The 17,849-nt window shown below is 72.0% G+C and carries 15 protein-coding genes and 5 pseudogenes; 1 reads left to right on the forward strand and 19 read right to left on the reverse strand.

Annotated features, from left to right (window positions below; genetic code table 11):
• From ABD353_RS28125 to ABD353_RS28210, 17 genes and pseudogenes are all read right to left on the reverse strand, one after another.
• Positions 1 to 1,939 (reverse strand): WGR domain-containing protein (locus tag ABD353_RS28125; RefSeq protein ID WP_344626491.1); only part of this gene is annotated, 1,939 nt, incomplete at its 3' end.
• 128 nt (positions 1,940 to 2,067) lie between these two features.
• Positions 2,068 to 2,354: pseudogene (locus tag ABD353_RS28130) on the reverse strand (hypothetical protein); the annotation flags it as partial.
• A gap of 314 nt (positions 2,355 to 2,668) precedes the next feature.
• A complete protein-coding gene (locus ABD353_RS28135) occupies positions 2,669 to 3,907 on the reverse strand; it encodes an IS256 family transposase (protein ID WP_344626493.1) in 1,239 nt (412 codons plus the stop codon).
• 301 nt (positions 3,908 to 4,208) lie between these two features.
• On the reverse strand, positions 4,209 to 5,576 hold the full coding sequence (locus tag ABD353_RS28140) for a PP2C family protein-serine/threonine phosphatase (protein WP_344626526.1): 1,368 nt from the start codon (positions 5,574 to 5,576) through the stop codon (positions 4,209 to 4,211).
• 338 nt (positions 5,577 to 5,914) lie between these two features.
• Positions 5,915 to 6,067: a hypothetical protein gene (locus ABD353_RS28145; protein ID WP_344626494.1), complete on the reverse strand. Its 153-nt coding sequence runs from the start codon at positions 6,065 to 6,067 to the stop codon at positions 5,915 to 5,917.
• 99 nt (positions 6,068 to 6,166) lie between these two features.
• The gene (locus tag ABD353_RS28150; protein ID WP_344626495.1) at positions 6,167 to 6,415 is read right to left on the reverse strand and encodes a hypothetical protein; all 249 of its coding nucleotides are present in this window, start codon (positions 6,413 to 6,415) and stop codon (positions 6,167 to 6,169) included.
• 57 nt (positions 6,416 to 6,472) lie between these two features.
• Complete coding sequence (locus ABD353_RS28155) at positions 6,473 to 6,964, reverse strand: DUF5994 family protein (protein WP_344626496.1); 492 nt, start codon at positions 6,962 to 6,964, stop codon at positions 6,473 to 6,475.
• Between the two features lie 339 nt (positions 6,965 to 7,303).
• Positions 7,304 to 7,552 carry a hypothetical protein gene (locus ABD353_RS28160; protein ID WP_344626497.1) on the reverse strand — a complete coding sequence of 83 codons (249 nt, stop codon included), beginning with the start codon at positions 7,550 to 7,552 and terminating at the stop codon, positions 7,304 to 7,306.
• An 87-nt stretch (positions 7,553 to 7,639) separates the two neighbouring features.
• Positions 7,640 to 7,849, reverse strand: a complete 210-nt coding sequence (locus ABD353_RS28165) for a hypothetical protein (protein WP_344626498.1) — start codon at positions 7,847 to 7,849, stop codon at positions 7,640 to 7,642.
• A gap of 308 nt (positions 7,850 to 8,157) precedes the next feature.
• On the reverse strand, positions 8,158 to 8,325 hold the full coding sequence (locus ABD353_RS28170; protein ID WP_344626499.1) for a hypothetical protein: 168 nt from the start codon (positions 8,323 to 8,325) through the stop codon (positions 8,158 to 8,160).
• Between the two features lie 29 nt (positions 8,326 to 8,354).
• The gene (locus ABD353_RS28175; RefSeq protein ID WP_344626500.1) at positions 8,355 to 8,711 is read right to left on the reverse strand and encodes a PRC-barrel domain-containing protein; all 357 of its coding nucleotides are present in this window, start codon (positions 8,709 to 8,711) and stop codon (positions 8,355 to 8,357) included.
• A 305-nt stretch (positions 8,712 to 9,016) separates the two neighbouring features.
• Positions 9,017 to 9,439 (reverse strand): DUF5994 family protein, encoded by a 423-nt coding sequence (locus tag ABD353_RS28180; RefSeq protein ID WP_344626501.1) that lies wholly within the window; start codon positions 9,437 to 9,439, stop codon positions 9,017 to 9,019.
• An 845-nt stretch (positions 9,440 to 10,284) separates the two neighbouring features.
• Positions 10,285 to 10,668 (reverse strand): annotated as a pseudogene (locus tag ABD353_RS40550) (transposase); the annotation flags it as partial.
• A gap of 154 nt (positions 10,669 to 10,822) precedes the next feature.
• A pseudogene (locus tag ABD353_RS28195) lies at positions 10,823 to 11,694 on the reverse strand (YhjD/YihY/BrkB family envelope integrity protein).
• A 720-nt stretch (positions 11,695 to 12,414) separates the two neighbouring features.
• On the reverse strand, positions 12,415 to 12,978 hold the full coding sequence (locus ABD353_RS28200) for a COG4315 family predicted lipoprotein (protein ID WP_344626503.1): 564 nt from the start codon (positions 12,976 to 12,978) through the stop codon (positions 12,415 to 12,417).
• 392 nt (positions 12,979 to 13,370) lie between these two features.
• A pseudogene (locus ABD353_RS28205) lies at positions 13,371 to 13,637 on the reverse strand (amino acid permease); the annotation flags it as partial.
• A 95-nt stretch (positions 13,638 to 13,732) separates the two neighbouring features.
• On the reverse strand, positions 13,733 to 14,536 hold the full coding sequence (locus tag ABD353_RS28210) for an exodeoxyribonuclease III (protein ID WP_344626504.1): 804 nt from the start codon (positions 14,534 to 14,536) through the stop codon (positions 13,733 to 13,735).
• 355 nt (positions 14,537 to 14,891) lie between these two features.
• On the opposite strand from ABD353_RS28210, the pseudogene ABD353_RS28215 reads away from it, so the two are divergent.
• Positions 14,892 to 15,440: pseudogene (locus ABD353_RS28215) on the forward strand (GntR family transcriptional regulator); the annotation flags it as partial.
• Positions 15,441 to 15,581: 141 nt separating this feature from the next.
• Here the strand turns inward: ABD353_RS28215 and ABD353_RS28220 are convergent.
• Positions 15,582 to 16,730: an ROK family protein gene (locus ABD353_RS28220; RefSeq protein WP_344626505.1), complete on the reverse strand. Its 1,149-nt coding sequence runs from the start codon at positions 16,728 to 16,730 to the stop codon at positions 15,582 to 15,584.
• Positions 16,731 to 16,988: 258 nt separating this feature from the next.
• On the reverse strand, positions 16,989 to 17,723 hold the full coding sequence (locus ABD353_RS28225) for a class I SAM-dependent methyltransferase (protein ID WP_344626506.1): 735 nt from the start codon (positions 17,721 to 17,723) through the stop codon (positions 16,989 to 16,991).
• Positions 17,724 to 17,849: the final 126 nt, after the last annotated feature.

A 17,849-nucleotide genomic window follows, 5' to 3' on the forward strand; every position in this document is an offset into this window, starting at 1 on the left:
CCAGCCAGTCCGCCATGGTCGCGGCCACCCGGCCGTCCAGGTACGGCAGCAGCAGGGGCGCGTGCGTGGCTGGGTTCCCCGCCGCTGCGGCCAGCATCGGTTCGACGGCGTCCGTCCCGAAGCGGGCGGCGACCCGGCGCAGGGAGTCCCCGGAGTGCCAGATACGCTCACCGGCGCGCCACTGCGCGAGCAGTGGCCGGGCCAACTCCTCGTCGCCGTACGCGAACAGCGCGAGCTCGGCGTGCTGTCCGCCGCGCAGCCGCGCGTCCTCGGGTTGCCCGATCCTGGCCCGGATCGTGGCCGCGACCCGCTGCCAGTCGTCGTCCGACCAGCTCGTGTACCAGGACTCGGAGGTCGCCGCCCACGCCTCGCGCTCACCCGGCAGCCATCGCATCTGCGGTTCCCGAGGCGCGCTGAGGCCGGTCAGCACGCGGGGCTTGCCAGCGGAGCGCGGCCGCGTCCACGGCGGGCTGGTGAACAGCTCCGGCAGCGAGTCGGGGCCGACCTCCGGCACCCGCTCGCCGAGGTCGGTGAGCGGCTCGACCAGGGCCGCCTGCTCCGGCGTCAGCTCCGGCAGCAGTTCGAGCGCGGTCGCGCGGTGGATGGCGACGTGGCCGGTGAGGAGCTGCCGGGCGAGCTGCTGCGTGGCCGGGTCGGTGGAGGCCGCCGCGGCGTCGGCGAGCAGGCGTAGGGCACGCCGGGGGAAGCGGCGGAGACCGGCCATGAGGGCGGCGCGGGTGGACTTGATGCCGTCCTGCTGGGCCAGCAGCCCCCGGAAGCCCTCGTCGGAGGGGAGCTCGGCGAGCGCGTCCAGGATCCGCTTCTTGCCGTCCTTGTGGTGGTAGCTGGTGGTCAGGTCGTGCAGCATCACCGGTGCTGCGTCGCCGCCGAGGCCCTCCGCCACGGTTGCGATGATCTCGGTGGACCAACCGTCATAGCTCAGGCTCGGCAGCGGGGGGAGCTTCTCCAGCGGTTCCGCCGAGGAGAGCGAGCACAGCAGCATCGACCACTCGACGGCGGCCAGACGGGAGCCCGACGCGACGCACTCCTCGACCCAGGCGGTCTCGGACGGCACCAGGTACGCCGCCACCACCAGGCGGGTTAGGCTGTTCCGGCAGCCCGCCAGGGCCTCGACCGCCGCGCGGTGGGTCTCCTCGTCGCAGTCCGCCAGCAGCGACCGGACCCGGTCCGCGGCGGGACGGTATCGGCCGTGCCTCTGGTTGGCCCCGCGCCGGACGCGGGGGTGGACGGACCTCTGGTGGATCCAGTCGGTCTCGACAGCCGTCGTGAACAGCTCGACGGTCGCCCTGGCCGCGAACGGCAGGCCGAACTCCTCCACCCAGGCATCGACGGCCAGGCTGATCTTGTTCTTGACCGGGTACGTGTACACGGCGGCGAGCACCGCCGCACCGAGTGGGTCCCGGCTGCCGGACTGGTGGGCGCGGGCGGCCGCGACCAGCTCCGAGTCACTGCGTTCCGAGGTGAGCGTCTGCTCCAGCCAATCCCCCATCTGCCGCAGCCCGTCGCGGTACGAGGTCACTGGCTCCTTCCCCGGCGCGGACGGCTTCCGGGGAATGCCGCCCCGGCGCGGGATCAGCGCCCGACGCCAGGCGTCCGGCATGACGAAGACGTCCTCGTCCTCGGGACCGGCGGCCTCGGCCGTGGGCGCGGACACGCCGGGCTGCGCCACGGGCACCGGATCCGCCGCTGCACCCGGATCCGTACCCGCCCCCGCACCGATCTCGCGGTAGCCCTTGCGCTCCTTCTCGGCGACCGCCTTGGCGAAGTGTGCCTGCGCCTCATCCACGGTCGGGAACGCCTTGACCTGCTCCCGCCCGTTCGTACCGGACCGCCCGTACCGCACGGTCACCGCGGCACCGTCGACCGCGGCCTCCCAGAACTTGTCCGAGCCGCCCTCGACGAACTCCCAGCGCCGCACAGCTCCGCCCCTCTCCTCGAACTGATGATCAGGAGGCGAACGTTAGCGAGCCCCACCGACAAGTCCCCGGCCGACCACCCCCGCACTCACCTCCCCGCCGAAGTCACCGTGCGCCGGCGCCTTGTGGCTCAGTGAGCGGTGTACACGTCCTGGACGTATCGGCCGTCGTCGATCAGTGACTGGAGCCACGTCTCGGCGTTGTCCTCCCGCACGTCGGAGGTGTGGCTCAGGTGGAGGGCGCGGAACGCGGCACGTACGCCGGGGCCATGCGGGCGCCGTCGCCGCAGACGTAGACCTGGGCCCCGGCTTCGAGCAGGGACCAGACCTCCTCGCCCTCCGCCGCGATGCGGTCCTGGACGAAGCGTGCGCCCGTCACCGGCTGCTCACTGAAGGCCGGGCGCAGCGAGACCGAGCCTTCCTGCAGCTTCGGCCACGGCCCCCGCCACTGCATCGGCGACACTCTCGGCACGTCACCTCGGCCGGGTGGGTGCTGCCGGATTCGGTACGCGCCAATTGAAGACCCACATCCCCTGGGAGTGAGTGGCTCCAAGGATCCGCCCCGCATTCCGGAGCCAAGGGTTGGCCTTCTGGAACGGGGCGAAGTTGTCGTTGGAGATGATGACCCCATTGACCTCGTCAGCGATGCTGATCACCAGTGCGTCGCCCCGGCCCTCGGGTCACGTCCGCTGGAGTGGTGTATCGACGGCCACTCGGTGATCCTGTTTCAGGCTAGGCGGTCAGGGCTGTGGTGATGGTCTCGTCGGGGGTTTCTCCCTCGATCGGGTGGAGGCGGCAGCGGCCGAGGATCTCGGAGCCGATGTAGCGGCGCTGTTCGGCCCATTCGTCGCTCTGCTCGGCCAGGACGGCGCCGATCAGCCGGATGATCGAGGGTCGGTCGGGGAAGATCCCGACGACGTCGGTGCGGCGCCGGATCTCCTTGTTCAGCCGCTCCTGCGGGTTGTTCGACCAGATCGACTTCCAGACCGTGCGGGGGAAGGCGGTGAAGGCGAGCAGGTCCTCGCGGGCGCTCTCCAGGTGCTCTGCGGCCTTGGGGAATCGCTCGTCCAGGGTGGCGATGACGGTGGCCATCTGGGTGCGGACCGCGCTGGCGTCGGGCTGTTCGAAGACGGTCCGCAGCAGGGTGGCGACCCAGGGCTGGGCGGACTTGGGGACCTGCGAGAGCAGGTTGCGCGCGTAGTGGGTTCGACAGCGCTGCCAGGACGCGCCCGGCAGGGTCGCGCCGATCGCGTCGACCAGGCCGGCGTGCGCGTCCGACACGCCGAGCTTGACGCCGCCCAGGCCGCGGGCGACCAGGGAGCGCAGGAAGGCGAGCCAGCCGGCGCCGTCCTCGCTGGTGGCGACGTCCAGGCCCAGCATCTCGCGTTGGCCTTCGTTGTTGACGCCGACCGCGACCAGGCAGTGGACGTTGACGATGCGGCCGCCCTCGCGGGCCTTCTGGGTGAGGGCGTCGACCCGGACGAAGGTGTAGGGGCCCTGGTCGAGCGGCCGGTGGCGGAACTCGGCGACCCGCTCGTCCAGGTGCTTGGCCATGTCGCTGACCTGCGACTTCGACAGCTGGGTGACGCCGAGGCTCTCGGCGAGCTTCTCCACCCGCCGGGTCGAGACGCCGAGCAGGTAGCACGTCGCGACCACCGAGATCAGGGCCTGTTCGGCCCGGCGCCGGCGCTCCAGCAGCCAGCTTGGGACGTAGGTGCCGGAACGGACCCTGGGGATCGCCAGGTCGATCGTTCCGGCCCGGGTGTCCCAGTCCCGATTGCGGTATCCGTTGCGGGAGTTGATCCGGTCCTCGCTCGGCCGGCCGTACTCGCCGCCGCAGGCGCGGTCGACGTCGGAGGACATCATCGCCTCGGCGAAGGTCTTCACCATCGCCCGCAACAAGTCGGGACTCGCCGAGGCGAGGTTCTCCTCGATCAGGGCGGCGAACGGCAGACTGTCGGGTGCGGTCATCGTGTTGGTCTCCTCTTCGTGACGTCAGACATCTCGAAGGATCAACCGGTGGCCGTCTCACGTTCTCAGGCGACATCCGCTACCGGGACGAAACCCCCGGAACGGGTGGAACCCGTACACCACCTCCCTGGACGCAACCGCGCGGCAGTGGCGGTGCCGTGCCGTGGTGGCGCATTCCGGGTTTCGATGCTGCGGAACGGAGACGGAGGCCCTCCGTGTTGGAGGGCTGGCCTCCCCTGCGGCAGGGCCCCCGGATCACGGAGCGGCAGAGGTCATGGACACGAGTGAAGAGCGGCCAGGATCAGGTGCTGAAGGACCGCCGCCGAGACCGAGCTGCGGGCCCGCCGGGGTGCGGGGTACGTGCTGTTCCCGGGTCCGGGAGTGTGTCGCCGGTGTTCCCGGGGGTCGGCGCGGTGGGCGGGGTGCGCAGGGCGAGGACGGCGAGGTCGTCGCGTCCATCGCCGAGGTGGGCGTCGGCCAGGGTCCGGCACAGGTCTTCGAGGGGCAGAGCGGCGTGGGCGGCGGCAACCTGCGCAAGGGCGGTGAGGCCGGCGTCCAGGGGGCGGTGGGGGTGCTCGACCAGGCCGTCCGTGAAGAGCACGAGGGTGGCGTTGCCGGGCAGGGGGCGCTTGTGGTCGGGGCGGGGCACGTCGGGGTCGACGCCGAGGGGCAGGCCGGGGTCGGCGTGCAGGTAGCGGGCGGTGCCGTCGGGGCCGATCAGGAGCGGTGGCGGGTGTCCGGCGTTGCTCCAGTGGAGTGTCCAGCCGTCCTCGGCGGGTTCGATGCGGGCGAGGCAGGTGGTGGTGATCGGGTTGTCGGTGATCGCCTGGAGGGTGCGGTCGAGCTGTGTCAGGACGCCGCTGGGCGGGGTGCGGCGGTCGTAGAGGAGGGCGCGCAGCATGTTGCGGGTCTGGGCCATGGTGGCGGCGGACTTCAGGTCGTGTCCGGCGACGTCGCCGATGACCAGGGCGCAGGCGCCGTCGGGGAGCATCAGGGCGTCGTACCAGTCTCCGCCGACGTGGTCCGGGGTGGCGGCGGGGCGGTAGACCGCGGCGACGGAGAAGGGCGCCACATCGGGCAGGCGGGGAAGGAGGAGGCGCTGGAAGTACTCGGCGCTGGCGCGGACCTGCCGGTAGAGACGTGCGTTCTCGATGGCGAGGCCGGCCGCGCCGGCGAGCGCCACGACGATGTCCTGGTCGTGCCTGTCGAAGGGCTGTCCGTCGCGTCGCTCGCAAAGGTAGAGGTTGCCGTAGACCCGTCCGCGTCCGGTGAGCGCCACCCCGAGCAGTGTCCGCATCGGCGGGTGGCCCGGCGGGAAGCCCACTGCGTTCGGGTGGGCGCCGATGTCCGCGACACGCAGGGGTTCGGGGTGGTCGATGAGGTGTCCCAGGAGTCCGCGCCCGTGCGGAAGGGCGACCCCGGCCAGGGCTGCGACCTGCTGCTCGCTCAGCCCGACGGGGATGAACTCCTCCAGGTGTTCGCCGTCCTCGCTGAGCACGCCGAGTGCGCCGTAGCGGGCGTCGACCAGGCCCATCGCGGTGGTGATCACCCGGCGGAGCACGACCGGCAGCTCCAGCTCCCGGCCCACCGCGATCACTGCGTCCAGCAGGTCCTGGAAACGGCGCTGGGTGTCGGCCAGGTCCCGTAGACGTCCGACGATCCGGTCCATCTCGTCATCGATCCGGTGGCTGCGGTCGGGAACGTCCGCCCACCCGGCCCCATCCTCCGGATCCACTGGCCCACCTACGATTCCTGTGCTGGTGGACCGTACCTCCGACGCGCTGCGCAACCGGAGGCCGGACGCCTCGGCGCGTCCTGTTCTCAACCGTAGGCAGGCCCGTTGCCGACCGCGACTGCGACCAGTGCAGCCGCATCCTCAGCTACGGCGGCATCACTCGGACGGTCTCCCTCCGCGGTGTCGCCCGCGGCGCTGGACTCGGGCGGACTCCGTTGTGCTCCTGCGCCCGCCCAGTAGCGTGCGAACATGTCCTCCGCTCGGCCGCGTCGTCAGCGGTGCCACCGTCGTTCCTCCGTCATCCGGCGCCGGATGGCGACCAGGTCGATCACCGCGACGGCGGTGGACACGGCGCACAGCACGGCGAGGCCCGAGTAGAACGCACGGTCGGCGCTCGGTACGGGGAGTGCGTTCGTCGCGAGCAACGTCAAGACGATGGTCCCGAGCAGGAAGAAGGGGACGGCGGCGGCCGACCGCCGCGCGCGGGCCACCGCCCGACGGGCGCGGGCAGGTGAACCGGATCGTCAGTACTCGGAGCCGCTTCGCAGGTAGGTGCCCGCGACTTGGAGCCACGCTCCGGGGCTGAAGCAGGCCTCGATCCGGTGGGGCGTGTCCTCGAAGACCCGCAGGACGCGCAGCGCACCGCTCGGGTGCAGGTCGTACTCGAAGGTGACGCCGTCGTCCGTGCCGTCCTCGTACTGCAGGTCCAACGGCCCCTTCGACGGCTCCGCCGGCGCACGGGCGTCGACCGAGAGCTTCACGTAGACGGACATCTCTGCGTCCCGCCTTCCCGTCTGTCCCGAGGAGTCCGGCTTGTGGGGCCGGTCCACTCAGGTCGCTTCGCCCGGTGGCTCGGAGCCGCTGCCGGTGGTGACGAGGATCTGCCGTGCCGAGTCGGTTCCGTCGGCTTCGACCGCGCGGGCCATCGCGGCCAGCGCCGCCTCCCGGCTCGTCTGCGGGGGGACGACGAGCAGGCTGAAGTGATCGCGGTCGCCCCGAGTGACGATCACCGTGTCGTCGCCGACCGGGTACCGGTCGATGTGCACCGACCGGCCGTCGACGAGCAGCCGGGCCGGCACGTCGTCCCAGGCTTCGGCGTCCAGCCCGATGCTCACCACGGAGCCGAGATGTTCGGTCAACGCCCTGACCAGACCGGGTAGTTCGGCGCCGACGTTCCGTGAACGCGGCCACCACGCGCCGTCCAGCGCGCCCTCGCGCGACTGTGTGGTCTCCAGACGCAGCAGGGCCGTCCCCGGCTTCGCGGCCTGCCGGAACCGGTCCGGCAGAGGTCCCGGGAGCGCAGCACCGGTTTCATCCGACATGGCTCGCCACCTGTCCGTGGACACACACCAGCCCCACCGAACGAGGGCCGACCGTCGGGGAGCGGCGGCCGGGCCGCCCCGATACCCCCACGCTACTCCGCCCGCACCGCGTCACCCCGACCGACCGGGCGGGTGCCGGCCGGACATCGACGAGGCAGTCCTGAACGCCCTGTGGGCAGCGCGGGCCCGTCCCGGGAAGTCGCCTGGCTGCAAGCCGCCGAGGCCGGACGCGTCATACCCGCGTCACGTGCCCTTCGTACCCCCATGCGACCGTGGCCTCGGGCGTCGAGATCGTGCGGGGCCGAGGAAACCGTGCACGACCCCGCCCGGACGTGCGCGCTACGGCCACTCTGCGTGCCCGGCGGCGGAGCTCTTCGATCCGCCCGCTTCCCAGACATCGGCGACAACGCGTGCCGGTCGCATCGGGCCCGGATCGTCCCCGCCCTGCCTCACGGCCGTGTCGACCAGGAACTCGGCGTACTCCTGCGCAGTTCCGTCGAAGTCGCCCTCGGCGTGCTCCCCATGCCGCGTGGTGATCTCCACGTCTTCTTCGGAGAGCACACGCACACGCGATCGGTACTTCGCCATCTCGCCCTCCGACTGGCTGCCCTCGCTGCTTGACGAGGGCCCCGGTGACCTGGTCCCAAGCCCACGGCGAGGCTCGGAGCCTCGCGTCTAGGAAGCGGGCTCGCCCCAGTTGACGCGTTCTACGGCATGAGGCGGGAACGACACGCGAGATCCGTCCTCCTGAGTGACGTGCACCCATCCGCGCTCGTCGATGCGAACAATGCCCTTGACCGACTCGCCCAGCGCAACGCCGGGGCTGACGTATCCCGCCCCGTGGGCCAGATGCACCGTTCCGGGGCCCGCCTCAAGGCCTGCCATGACCCGATTGTCCAAGTGCGATCCCGGGTCCACCACCGGAGCCCCGTCATGCCGCCCACCCGTCCGACCTCCAGAGCCCGCCCAAGGGGCCCGGTGTCCACCTCCGTGCCCTGGTAGGCCCGGGGCCAACCGCCCGGTGCGCCCGCCTGCATCCGAGCGGAGCGCTGCGGATCCTGCGTGCCTTCGAGGACGCTCCGCACGTGGTCGAGGCGTACGTCGGCCCCGTGGCGTGGCTCCAGGTCGCGGGCACCTTGTGCGCGGAGCGGTTCCCCCGTACTGGCCGCGGACTATCGGCACTGCGGCGCATCTCAGCGGTTAGCGGAGCGGCCGCCGTGCCGGAACCGGACGGCGGAGATGACCATGGCGATGATCAGTACGGCGATTCCGATGAACAGCAGGTAGAGCAGGCCGTGGGCAACCACGCCGACGATCCCGAGCACGATCGCCAGGATGATCAGGAACAGCACCAGTGCCATCGTCGGTCTCCTTCGGTGTCTGCCCGGTGCTATCGGCGTGCCAGGCGGCGTTCACCGCCCGCGCCCGGCGCGTAGTCCAGTTCGTAGTGGGCGAAGATCGCCGCCTCGTCCTCGACCGGCAGTATGCCGTCGGTGCCGATCGCCGGCGCCTTCTTGACCCGGCTCCTGGGCCAGGCGACCTGCAGATGGCCCGGCCCGACCCGCGCGTCGGCGAGGGGGACGAAGACCAGACGGCGGCGTGTGGGCAGCCCGACCGTGACGGTGGCGAACGAGGGCCGGTCCGTCGCCGTGTCGACGTAGACGGACTCCAGCGTGCCGATCTTGCGGCGGTCGGCATCCACCACGTCGTGGCCGCGCCATTCCCGGATGTCACCCGCTTCGAACATCAGCAGCCTCCGATGTCTGTGGGCGTCTCCCATTCTTCCGTCGGCGCGTGCCGCCGCCACCTGCCCGATGAGCCGACAGGGTGTGACTCGGGTACGACCACCGGCCGCGCCTTCGGCACCGGTGGACGTCTACTGTGAGGCCGCCGCGGTGCAGGTTTCGTGTGGCCCACTCGGCGGCACGTGTCCGGGCGAGGTCCGCGCACCTGCCCGCTGGTTCCGGGGTGCCGTGGACGCGCGGGCCGACGGCGGGAAGTCGGGGGCGGGGCCGGTGGCGAACGGCACGGTGCCGTCCGCCGCGATCGTTGTCATCCCCCGGCGCGCGGGTCCGCGGTCGGCACACCCGCAGCTGTCAGGAGGTCGGTGCCGGTGCGGGTGTTGGCCGGGTCGGACGCCGCCGTCATCAGCCACTCGGCGGCGGAGGCCTCGGCCTCGGGGGGAATCACCAGGAGCTCCAGGCGGAGCGGGACGAAGGAGCAGACCATCACCTCGTCCGCGTCCTGCTCCTGTTCGAACCATCCGACGTGGATGACGTGGCCTTCGACCGGGACCCGCCGGGGGATGACCGGCCAGTGCGTCGGATTCACGGTGACACGGGTGATCTTCCCCCATGTGGGGTCCAGTGCTGCCGCCAGCGGGGGGAGTTCGCGCAGGAGGTCGTGCGAGCGGGGCCACCAGGCTCCGTCCAGTCGTCCCGGGGTGGCGCCCTCCGGTGTCAGTGAGAGGCGCACCGGCGGTTCCGGCCCAGGGGGCCGGGCAGCGGTGGGATCGGAGGTCGCGGTCATGTGGAACACCCGCCCTGGGCTCGTTGGTGCGGACGGCCTGGTGCCGGCGTCTGGCACTGCGGGAATCCTGCAGGCCGTTGACGGTGCATTCTTCCACCGTACTCCGGCCGGGCCCGGCCTCCGGGCGAGGAAGGGGGCGGTCGGTGGGTTGCTGCCGGCCGGGCTTCGTCGCCGTGAAGGCCGGATTGGCGAGCTTCGGCGCATCTCGTGGGCCCGGTCCAGGATCCGCCCCAGCAGCCGATCACCGAATCCTCTTGACCGGTCCGCGGCCGCTCCGCGGTACCTCCCGTGCGAAATCCGCCATGCGCGCCACGGTTCCCTGCAGGGCTTCCCCCGTCCCGGCACGGCGCCGGCCCTCACCCGCGACGCTTCAGCCAGGACGGATCTTGCCGCTGCGGGGTGCGGCCCACGGTATTTGGCGTATGACTTTTCTGGTTGAACGTGAGGGTGCGGTGATTTTTGAAAATAATTATGCGCACGAGGTGCTCGGATTCCAGCGGCGCGGAGTATTCTGGAAAGTGCCGGGAGAAGTTACCGGTAGGACGATCGCGAGGAGGCGAATATGTGGATCCTTGAGGCAGGATTCCTGACTCTGCGACTCGCGATCGCAAAAGTGTCCGCCCTTTCGGTGGGAAGATCGTAGGGCGACGGAGGCGTGGATTCAGATCCTGTTGTCCCGGTCGGTGTGACGTTTGCGCAGGCCGGAAAGGCCGCCTCCGCAGCGATGCGGGGGCGGCCTTTTGTGGGGCGACTGAGCGCCGTGGTCTGCGTGCAGTGGTCCGCGCAGGATGCCCGCAGCCCTCGCCGAGTTTCTCGACCCTGCTGGTCGGGGCTCCGAGGAGGCGGCAGGTCGCGACCATGCTGATCAGCGCCTGCTCGGCCCGGCGTCGCCGTTCCAGGAGCCGGCTGGGGAAGTAGGTGCCCGAGCGGACCCCGGGGACGGCCGGGCCGATCGCGCCGACTCGGATGCCCCGGTCGCGATTGCGTTATCCGTTGCGGGAGTTGACACGTTCCTCGCTTGGCCTGCGGTACTCGCCGCCGCAGGTGCGGTCGACGTCGGCGGACATCGCCGCGTCGGCGAACGTCTTCGCCATCGCGCGTAACAGGTCGGGACTCGCCGAGGTCAGGTTCTCCTCCAGGGGTGCGGCGGGCGGCAGACTGTCCGGTGCGGTCATTGTGTTGGTCTCCTCTTCGTGACGTCAGACATCTCGTTAAGGATCAACCGGTGGCCGTTCTTGCGTTCTCAGGCGACGGCCATCACCGGGACGAAACCCCGGGAACGGGCGGAACCCGCACACCACTTCCCACTTCCCCGGGCGCAACCCACGGTCAAGGGCCGGCCGCCGGGCTGCCGCCCTCGGCGCAAACGGGCGTCGAGTGGGTGTCGCTCACGAATCGGCCGCGACGGTGCGTGGGCCCTCGCCTTCGCCGTTTCAGCGCACGTCTCACGCGCGGGAGTTCCTCGTCGAGCAGTCGGCCGACCGGTGCGCCGCCGAGGACGACGACTCCCACGCCGACCAGCCAGGGCTGGATGACCAGCACGGACCCGAACGAGCCGTAGGTGACCATGTTGGAGGCGATCAGCGGCGAGAAGACGAGCCGGGAGGCGAGTCTCAGGCCGAGCAGTCCGACCGCGGTCACCACGGCGCCCGGAAGCAGGGCGTGCCAGCGCACCCGCCTGCCGAGCAGCAGCCACTGCGACCACCAGGCGAACAGGACCGCGGTCAGTACCGCCACCAGGCTATTGGCCGGGGACCGGCGCCAGAGCGTGCCGGTGGCGGACAGGAAGAGGAATCCGATCAGAACGGCGAGCCGCAGCACGTGCCGCCAGCGGGCCGGGCAGGTTCCAGGCTTTCTCGTAGCCGCTCTGCACCGAGACGCCGAACGACAGGCCGAACACCGCCAGGGCCGCGAGACCGAAGGCCGTCGTCGTCCGGAACGCCTGGCCGGGGCCGCCCTAAGAGCCGCTCGACCTCTCGTCTGGAAGCCGGCGACACACCGAGCCCGTCCCCCAGCCACTGCGCGAACCCCCGCCCGCGGTCCGGATCGGCCGCGGCGACCACGATCAGCAGCGGGACCAGAGTGAGGAACCCGAGCGCCGCGAAGCCCGGCGCCCGCTGAGACAGCTGCAGATCCCCGCCCCGCGCCCAGTCGCGCTTGACCGGCGACCGGCGGACCACCCGCCGTAGCCGTCGAAACAGGGACGGCTTGCCCGTATCGCGGGGGGTCCGATCGGCATGCACGCTGACCACCACGATCGATGCGCCGCTGCTGTAGGGCGCGACCACAGAGGTCGAGTCGGATCCTCGGGTAGGGCGAGCCGCGAAACGGCCCGGAGGGGACCGGGACAAACGACCCGGGTCAGCGTCCTCGGCCTCACCCACGTGCAGCTCGCCAGTCTTGGTCCGACGTCGCTCCGATCGGTTGCACGAACGGAGCGACGTGGCTCCTGATCCCGTTGCCCGACCGGCGCTCAAACAACCCCGCCCGAAACAACCGGGGTGCGTACCGCAGCGGTGGTGGGCCGCCTGCCCGGCGGCGCGGCTCGTGGGTGCACTTCTTCCCCACCGGACGTCGATGCCGGGGCGGCAGGGTCGCCGGGGTCAGCGGGAACACCTGCGTCCGGCGATGACGCGGGAGACGTTCGAGAGCGCCGCCGGCCGCGCCCGCCCCGTCCGCCGGCTCGTATCGCGGCCGGGCCAGTTGTTGGCGCGGCATCTCGTTCTCGGGCCTCAGCACCAGGACCTCCGCTTCGAGGTCGAGATGCCAGGGCGCGATGAGCACCAGGAATCCGAGCACACGCCGCACGAGTGGATGGGCCATACGAACGAGCGTCCGGTGATCACGCCAGGGCGGGGATGCTCATGCGGGCTCCGTGCAGGTCGGCGGCGTGAGCCGCCCCGCAGGTTCAGGAGCGGGCCTCAGTAGCCACCGCCGCCCGTGGAGCCGGCAGACGGGGAAGCCGACGCGGAGGCTGGGCTGGTGATCGCGTCACCGCTGGGACTCACCACGTACCACGAAGCGCCGAAGGCGTTGACGCCCTGGCCGTTGGTTTCTCCGGGCTTCGTGTCCTTGAAGAAGTAGTACAACGGGTGGCCGTTGTAGGTCACCTGGGTCGAGCTGTCCGAACGGGTGGTCGTTCCGACCAGGGACGCGGTCACTCCGCTGCTGTCGGGTGCCCCGGTCGTGGTCTGCGGCGGCCAGTTCTGCGTACAGGAGCCGTTGCAGGTCGAGGTCGTCCCCGTATCGGCCTTGAACAGGTACAACGTCCTACCGGAACCGTCGACCAGGATCTGACCGAACGGCGAACTCGCCGTCTTCACCGTGGCGACGCTCCGGCTGGGAGCAGCGGAGCCGGCGGCGGTCGTGGGGGCGCTGGTGCTCGCGGTCGGGGTCGAGGAAGCCGTGGTGCCGGAACTGCCGCATCCGGAGGCAGTGGCTGTCATGGCGGCCACACCGGCGGCAAGAGTGATGAAACGATTCATTGGGTACCTCTTGATCCTGGCGGCGACGTCGGTCGGCCGACCGACGGTGACTTTCCGAACCACGTTAGGCACCGATGCCCGACCTGCTTCCGCGGGCGGTCCGGCCCTGCGCCGACCTTCACTCGTGCGGGTGACCGAGGGGCCGCAGCGGTGTCCGACTGTCAGTCAGAACGTCCGTGTGCAACAGCCCACCGGTGCCATGCGGCCGCCTACCCGTCAGGCCTCCAGGGCCCGCCCAAGGGGCCCGGTGTCCATCTCCGTGCCCTGGCCGGCCCGGGGCACGGTCCGGTGCGCCCGTCCTTCCCGGGGCAGGCCTTTCGGGGCGGACGAGGAAACCGTCGCGGTAGCCCGACGAAGCGGATGTGCCGCTGTGTGCGGCCGGACGCATCGGGTCACCCGGTGACGCCGCTGTGCTGCACGTGGAACGGGGCGGTCGTGACGACGACCTTCGGCAGGGGGCGCAGCGCCCTCCGCAGCCGAGCCGCGAGTCGGCTGTGCAGGAGACGGTGGCGCCAGTGTCGTACGACGATCTCCGGGACGATGTCGGTCAGGGTGAGGTCCGGGCGCTGGTGGTGCAGCGACTCGATGTAGTTGACCAGTGGTGCGACGATCGCGCGACAGGGGGAGAGGACGATCTTCAGGGGCAGGTGGTCGCCCCACGGGTTAGGGTCGGTGGTCGGCTTGATCCGCTGTGGCGACCCCGTGCGGGGTTCTTCCACCGGTTCCCGGCGCCCGGCGATGCCGGCTCACCGAGTCAGAACCTGTGGTCGAAGACCGCCGTGACGGGGGCGTGGTCGGACCAGCGCTCGGCGTGCGAGGCGGCCCGCTCGACGTAGGCGTCGGCACAGGTGGCGGCGAGGCCCGGGCTGGCCATCAGGTAGTCGATTCGCCAGCCGGAGTCGTTGTCGAAGGCGCGGCCGCGGTACGACCACCAGGTGTAGGGCCCGGCCTGGTCGGGGTGGAGGTCGCGGACGACGTCCACGTAGCCGACGTCGTCGAGGAGCCGGGTCATCCAGGCCCGCTCCTCGGGCAGGAAGCCGGCGTTCTTCCGGTTGGCCCGCCAGTTCTTGAGGTCGTCCTCGCGGTGGGCGATGTTCCAGTCGCCGCAGACCAGCACCTCTCGCCCCTCCTCGGCGGCCCGCCGCTTCAGGCTGTCGAGGTGGACGAGGAACTCCGCCATGAAGCGTTCCTTCTCGTCCTGGCGCTCGGTGCCGACCTCGCCGGAGGGCAGGTAGAGGCTGGCGACCGTGAGGCCCGGCAGGTCGATCTCGGCGTACCGGCCGGAGCCGTCGAACTCGGTGGAGCCGAAGCCGATCGCGGTGCGCTCCGGCGCCCGGCGGGAGAGCACCGCCACGCCGGCCCGGCCCTTGGCGGCGGCCGGCGCCCAGACCGCGTGCCAGCCCTCCATGTCCTTGATCTCGGACGGCAGCTGGTCGGCCTCGGCGCGGACCTCCTGCAGGCAGACGACGTCGGCCTTGGTGCCGGCGAGCCACTCGGTGAGGCCCTTCTTGGCGGCCGCCCGGATGCCGTTGACGTTGACTGTCGAAACCACGATCACCCCGGGAGGGTACCGGCCGCCCCGGCCGTCCGCCGAAGCGGTCCGGCTCCGTCGTGGCGCAGATCACGAACGGTCGGCGAGTGGCCGTGTTCCGGTCAAGCCCGGTCATTGGTCTTGACCATCTCGTCCGCCACCCCCTAGGGTCTGCTTACTGCAAAGACCTTTAATAAAGAAGGACGGATAAAGCCCACCCTCCCCACCTGCCGAAACCGGGGAAGGATCGGGCGGCCCCCACACCTTCAGGGCGGAGGACACGGTGGCGCAAGGACAGCTCGCGGCGGCCCCCGAGCCGAAGTACTGGCACCTGCGCACCGTCCTGGTGCGCACCATCGACTCGGAGTTCTCCGCCGGTCAGGTGCTGCCCAACGAGCGCGAGCTCGCCGCCCGCTTCGGCGTGGCCCGGGCGACGCTGCGCCAGGCGCTCGACCAGCTGGAGCTGGAGGGCCGGCTGGTCCGCCGCCGCGGCATCGGCACCGTGATCGCCGCCCCGCGGGTCGGCGTCCCGGTGAGCAGCAGCGAGGAGGGCTGGCCCAGCGCCTCGCGCAACCAGTCCTGGCGGATCGTCGACTGCACCAGCGCCCCCGCCCCGGCCCGGCTGGCCGCCGAGCTCGGCGTCCTGCCCGGCGAGACGGTGCACACCGTGCGCCGGGTGCGCCTCGTCCAGGGCCGGGTGATGGCGACCGAGTCGCTGCACGTCCCCGACTCCGCGGTGCCGCACCTGCCCGCGCTGCCGCAGCTGGTCGGCTCGACGGCCGAGGGCGAGCGCGCCCGTTCGGTGCTCCGCCAGCTGGAGCGCTGCGGGGTGGACGGCGAGTCCCGCACGGTCGAGCTGGGCGTCGCCGAGGCCGAGCAGGCCGCCCTGCTGGAGCGCCCGCCGGGCACCCCGGTGCTGGTGGTCACCACCGTGTACGCGTCCGCCGGCCGGCACATCGCCCGCGCCGTCTGCACCTACCGTGCCGACACCTGCAAGCTCACCTTCGGCGAGACCGGCGCCGTCGAGGTCACCCCGGTCGAGGCGGTCCGCGTTCCGGGGCGGTGCACCGGGTCAGCGCGGGCCGGCCACCGGGAACAGCTGCTCCTCCACGTGGTCGAGCGCCACCCGCAGCGCCCCGGTCGCCACGACCTCGGTGCCGAGCGCGGCCAGCGCCACCTCCGGCGCCCGCAGGGTGAAGCGTCCGAGCCGCTCGCGCAGCGGCTCCAGGACGCCGTCCAGCCCGGCCGCCCAGCCGCCGACCACCACCAGTTGCGGGTCCAGGGCGAGGACGAGCGCCGCCACGTCGTGCACCAGCCGGCCGAGGAAGCGGTCCATGGCGTCCCGGGCGACCGCGTCGCCCTCCCGGGCCAGCCGCAGCACCCGGGCGACCGCCGCCTCGTCCAGCGGGTCGAGCGGCTTGCCGGTGGTGGAGAGCAGCCGTTCCGGGGTGGCCTCCTGGCCGAGCAGGTGCAGGGCGCCGATCTCGCCGGCCGCGCCGCCGTACCCGCGGTGCAGCCGCCCGTTGATCAGCGAGCCGGCACCGGGGCTGAGGCCGGCCATGACGAAGACGACGTCGCCCTTGCCGACCGCGGCGCCCTTCCAGTGCTCGGCGATCGCGGCGAGGTTGGCGTCGTTCTCGATGACGACCGGGCAGCGGAACGAGCGGCGCAGCCGGGCGCCGAGGTCGAGGCCGGTCCAGCCGGGCACGGCGGTGCTGAGCCGGACGGTGCCCTCGCCGTCCACGATGCCCGGGGTGCCGACGGCGACGGCCCACAGGCTGTCCCGCAGGACGCCGGTCTTGCGCAGCACCTCGGCGACGGTCGTCCGCATGACGCCGAGCCGCTCCTCGGCGTCGAGGGCCTCGTCGACGGGCTTGGAGTGACCGGCGAGGATCTCGCCGCTGAGGTCGGCCAGCACCACCCGGACGTCGTGCACGCCGACCTCGATGCCGAGCGCGTGCCCGGCCTCGGCGCGGAACCGGAACCAGCGGGCGGGCCGGCCGCGGCGCCCGCCGCCGTCCAGGCCCTGCTCGACCTCGGCGACCAGGCCGGACTCCATCAGGCCCTCGATGACGCCCTCGACGGTCGGCCGGGAGAGCCCGGTGTCGCCGACGAGCTGCGTCAGGGTGACGGTCTGTCCGTCGCGCAGCGCCCGCAGGGTGACCGCCGCGTTGATCCGACGCAGCAGCGAGGAGTCCCCTCCGGTGAGCCGATCCGCCACGTCGCCGCCCTTCCCGCGTTCGCGCGACAGCTCTGGCGCGCGGTGCCGAGTGCGCGGTGACCTCCGTTGCCCCGCGAGAGTCCGCCGCGGGGCAGCACGGCACAACGGCGCGCGCACCCCGGGGCATCAGCCGGGATGGTACTCGGGCACCCCTCGGGCCGCGAGCGTTTCCGCAGCTCATCACGTATTCGGTATGGAAACGGTACGAAGGCGGTGACGCTCCGGTGCGGCCGCCCGCCGACGCGGGCCCGGGCAGGCTCAGCCGTCGAGGCGCCACACCACCGAGGTCTTCTCCGGGGCGTCCTCGAGATCGGCCACCACCGGCACCCGGTACGAGGCGACCTCGGTGAAGTGCTCGCGCGGCAGGTACGCCCGGCCCGGGTCGCCGACCAGCACCAGGGCGCCGCGGGCACGGGCGCGCCGGAGGAACGGCAGCACCCGGTGGGCCATGGCCCGCTCGTAGAAGACGTCGCCGGCCAGCACCACCTCGGCGGGCGCGCCGTCGCCCGGCAGCAGGTCGGCGCAGCGCGCGTCGATCCGCACGCCGTTCGCCGCGGCGTTGAGGCCGATCGCGGCGACCGCGTACGCGTCGATCTCGGCGGCGGTGACGGAGGCGGCGCCGCGCAGGGCGCAGGCGATGCCGACCAGTCCGGAGCCGGCGGCGAGGTCCAGCACGGCCCGGCCCGCGACCGTCTCCGGGTGGTCGAGCACGTAGCGGGCGACGGCCTGGCCACCGGCCCAGGCGAACCCCCAGAAGGGCGGCGGCAGTCCGACCTCGCCCTTCGCGGACTCGGTGCGCTCCCACAGCCCGATCGCCTCCTCGGCCAGGTGCAGCCGGACCTCGGGGACGAACGGGACCGCGCCGAGCGCGGTCTGCGAGCGGACGAACTCCGCCGCCGCGCCGCAGGCCGGATCGGAGCCGGCCGGATCGGAACCGGTCACGGCGGACCGGGCGGCGCCGGGGGCAGGGGCTGCGATGGGTGCGGTCGGCACGGTGCTCCTCGCGGGGTGTCGCACAGGCGGGGGTGGCCCGAGCCTACGGGACGGGTGACGCGAGGTCAGCCCGCCCCGTCCCACCCTGTGGAATGTTGCGTCGGGTCGGAGCACGGCTGTTAGACA

The sequence above is a fragment of the Kitasatospora arboriphila genome, assembly GCF_039528095.1.
In the GTDB taxonomy this organism is placed as follows: Bacteria; Actinomycetota; Actinomycetes; order Streptomycetales; family Streptomycetaceae; genus Kitasatospora; species Kitasatospora arboriphila.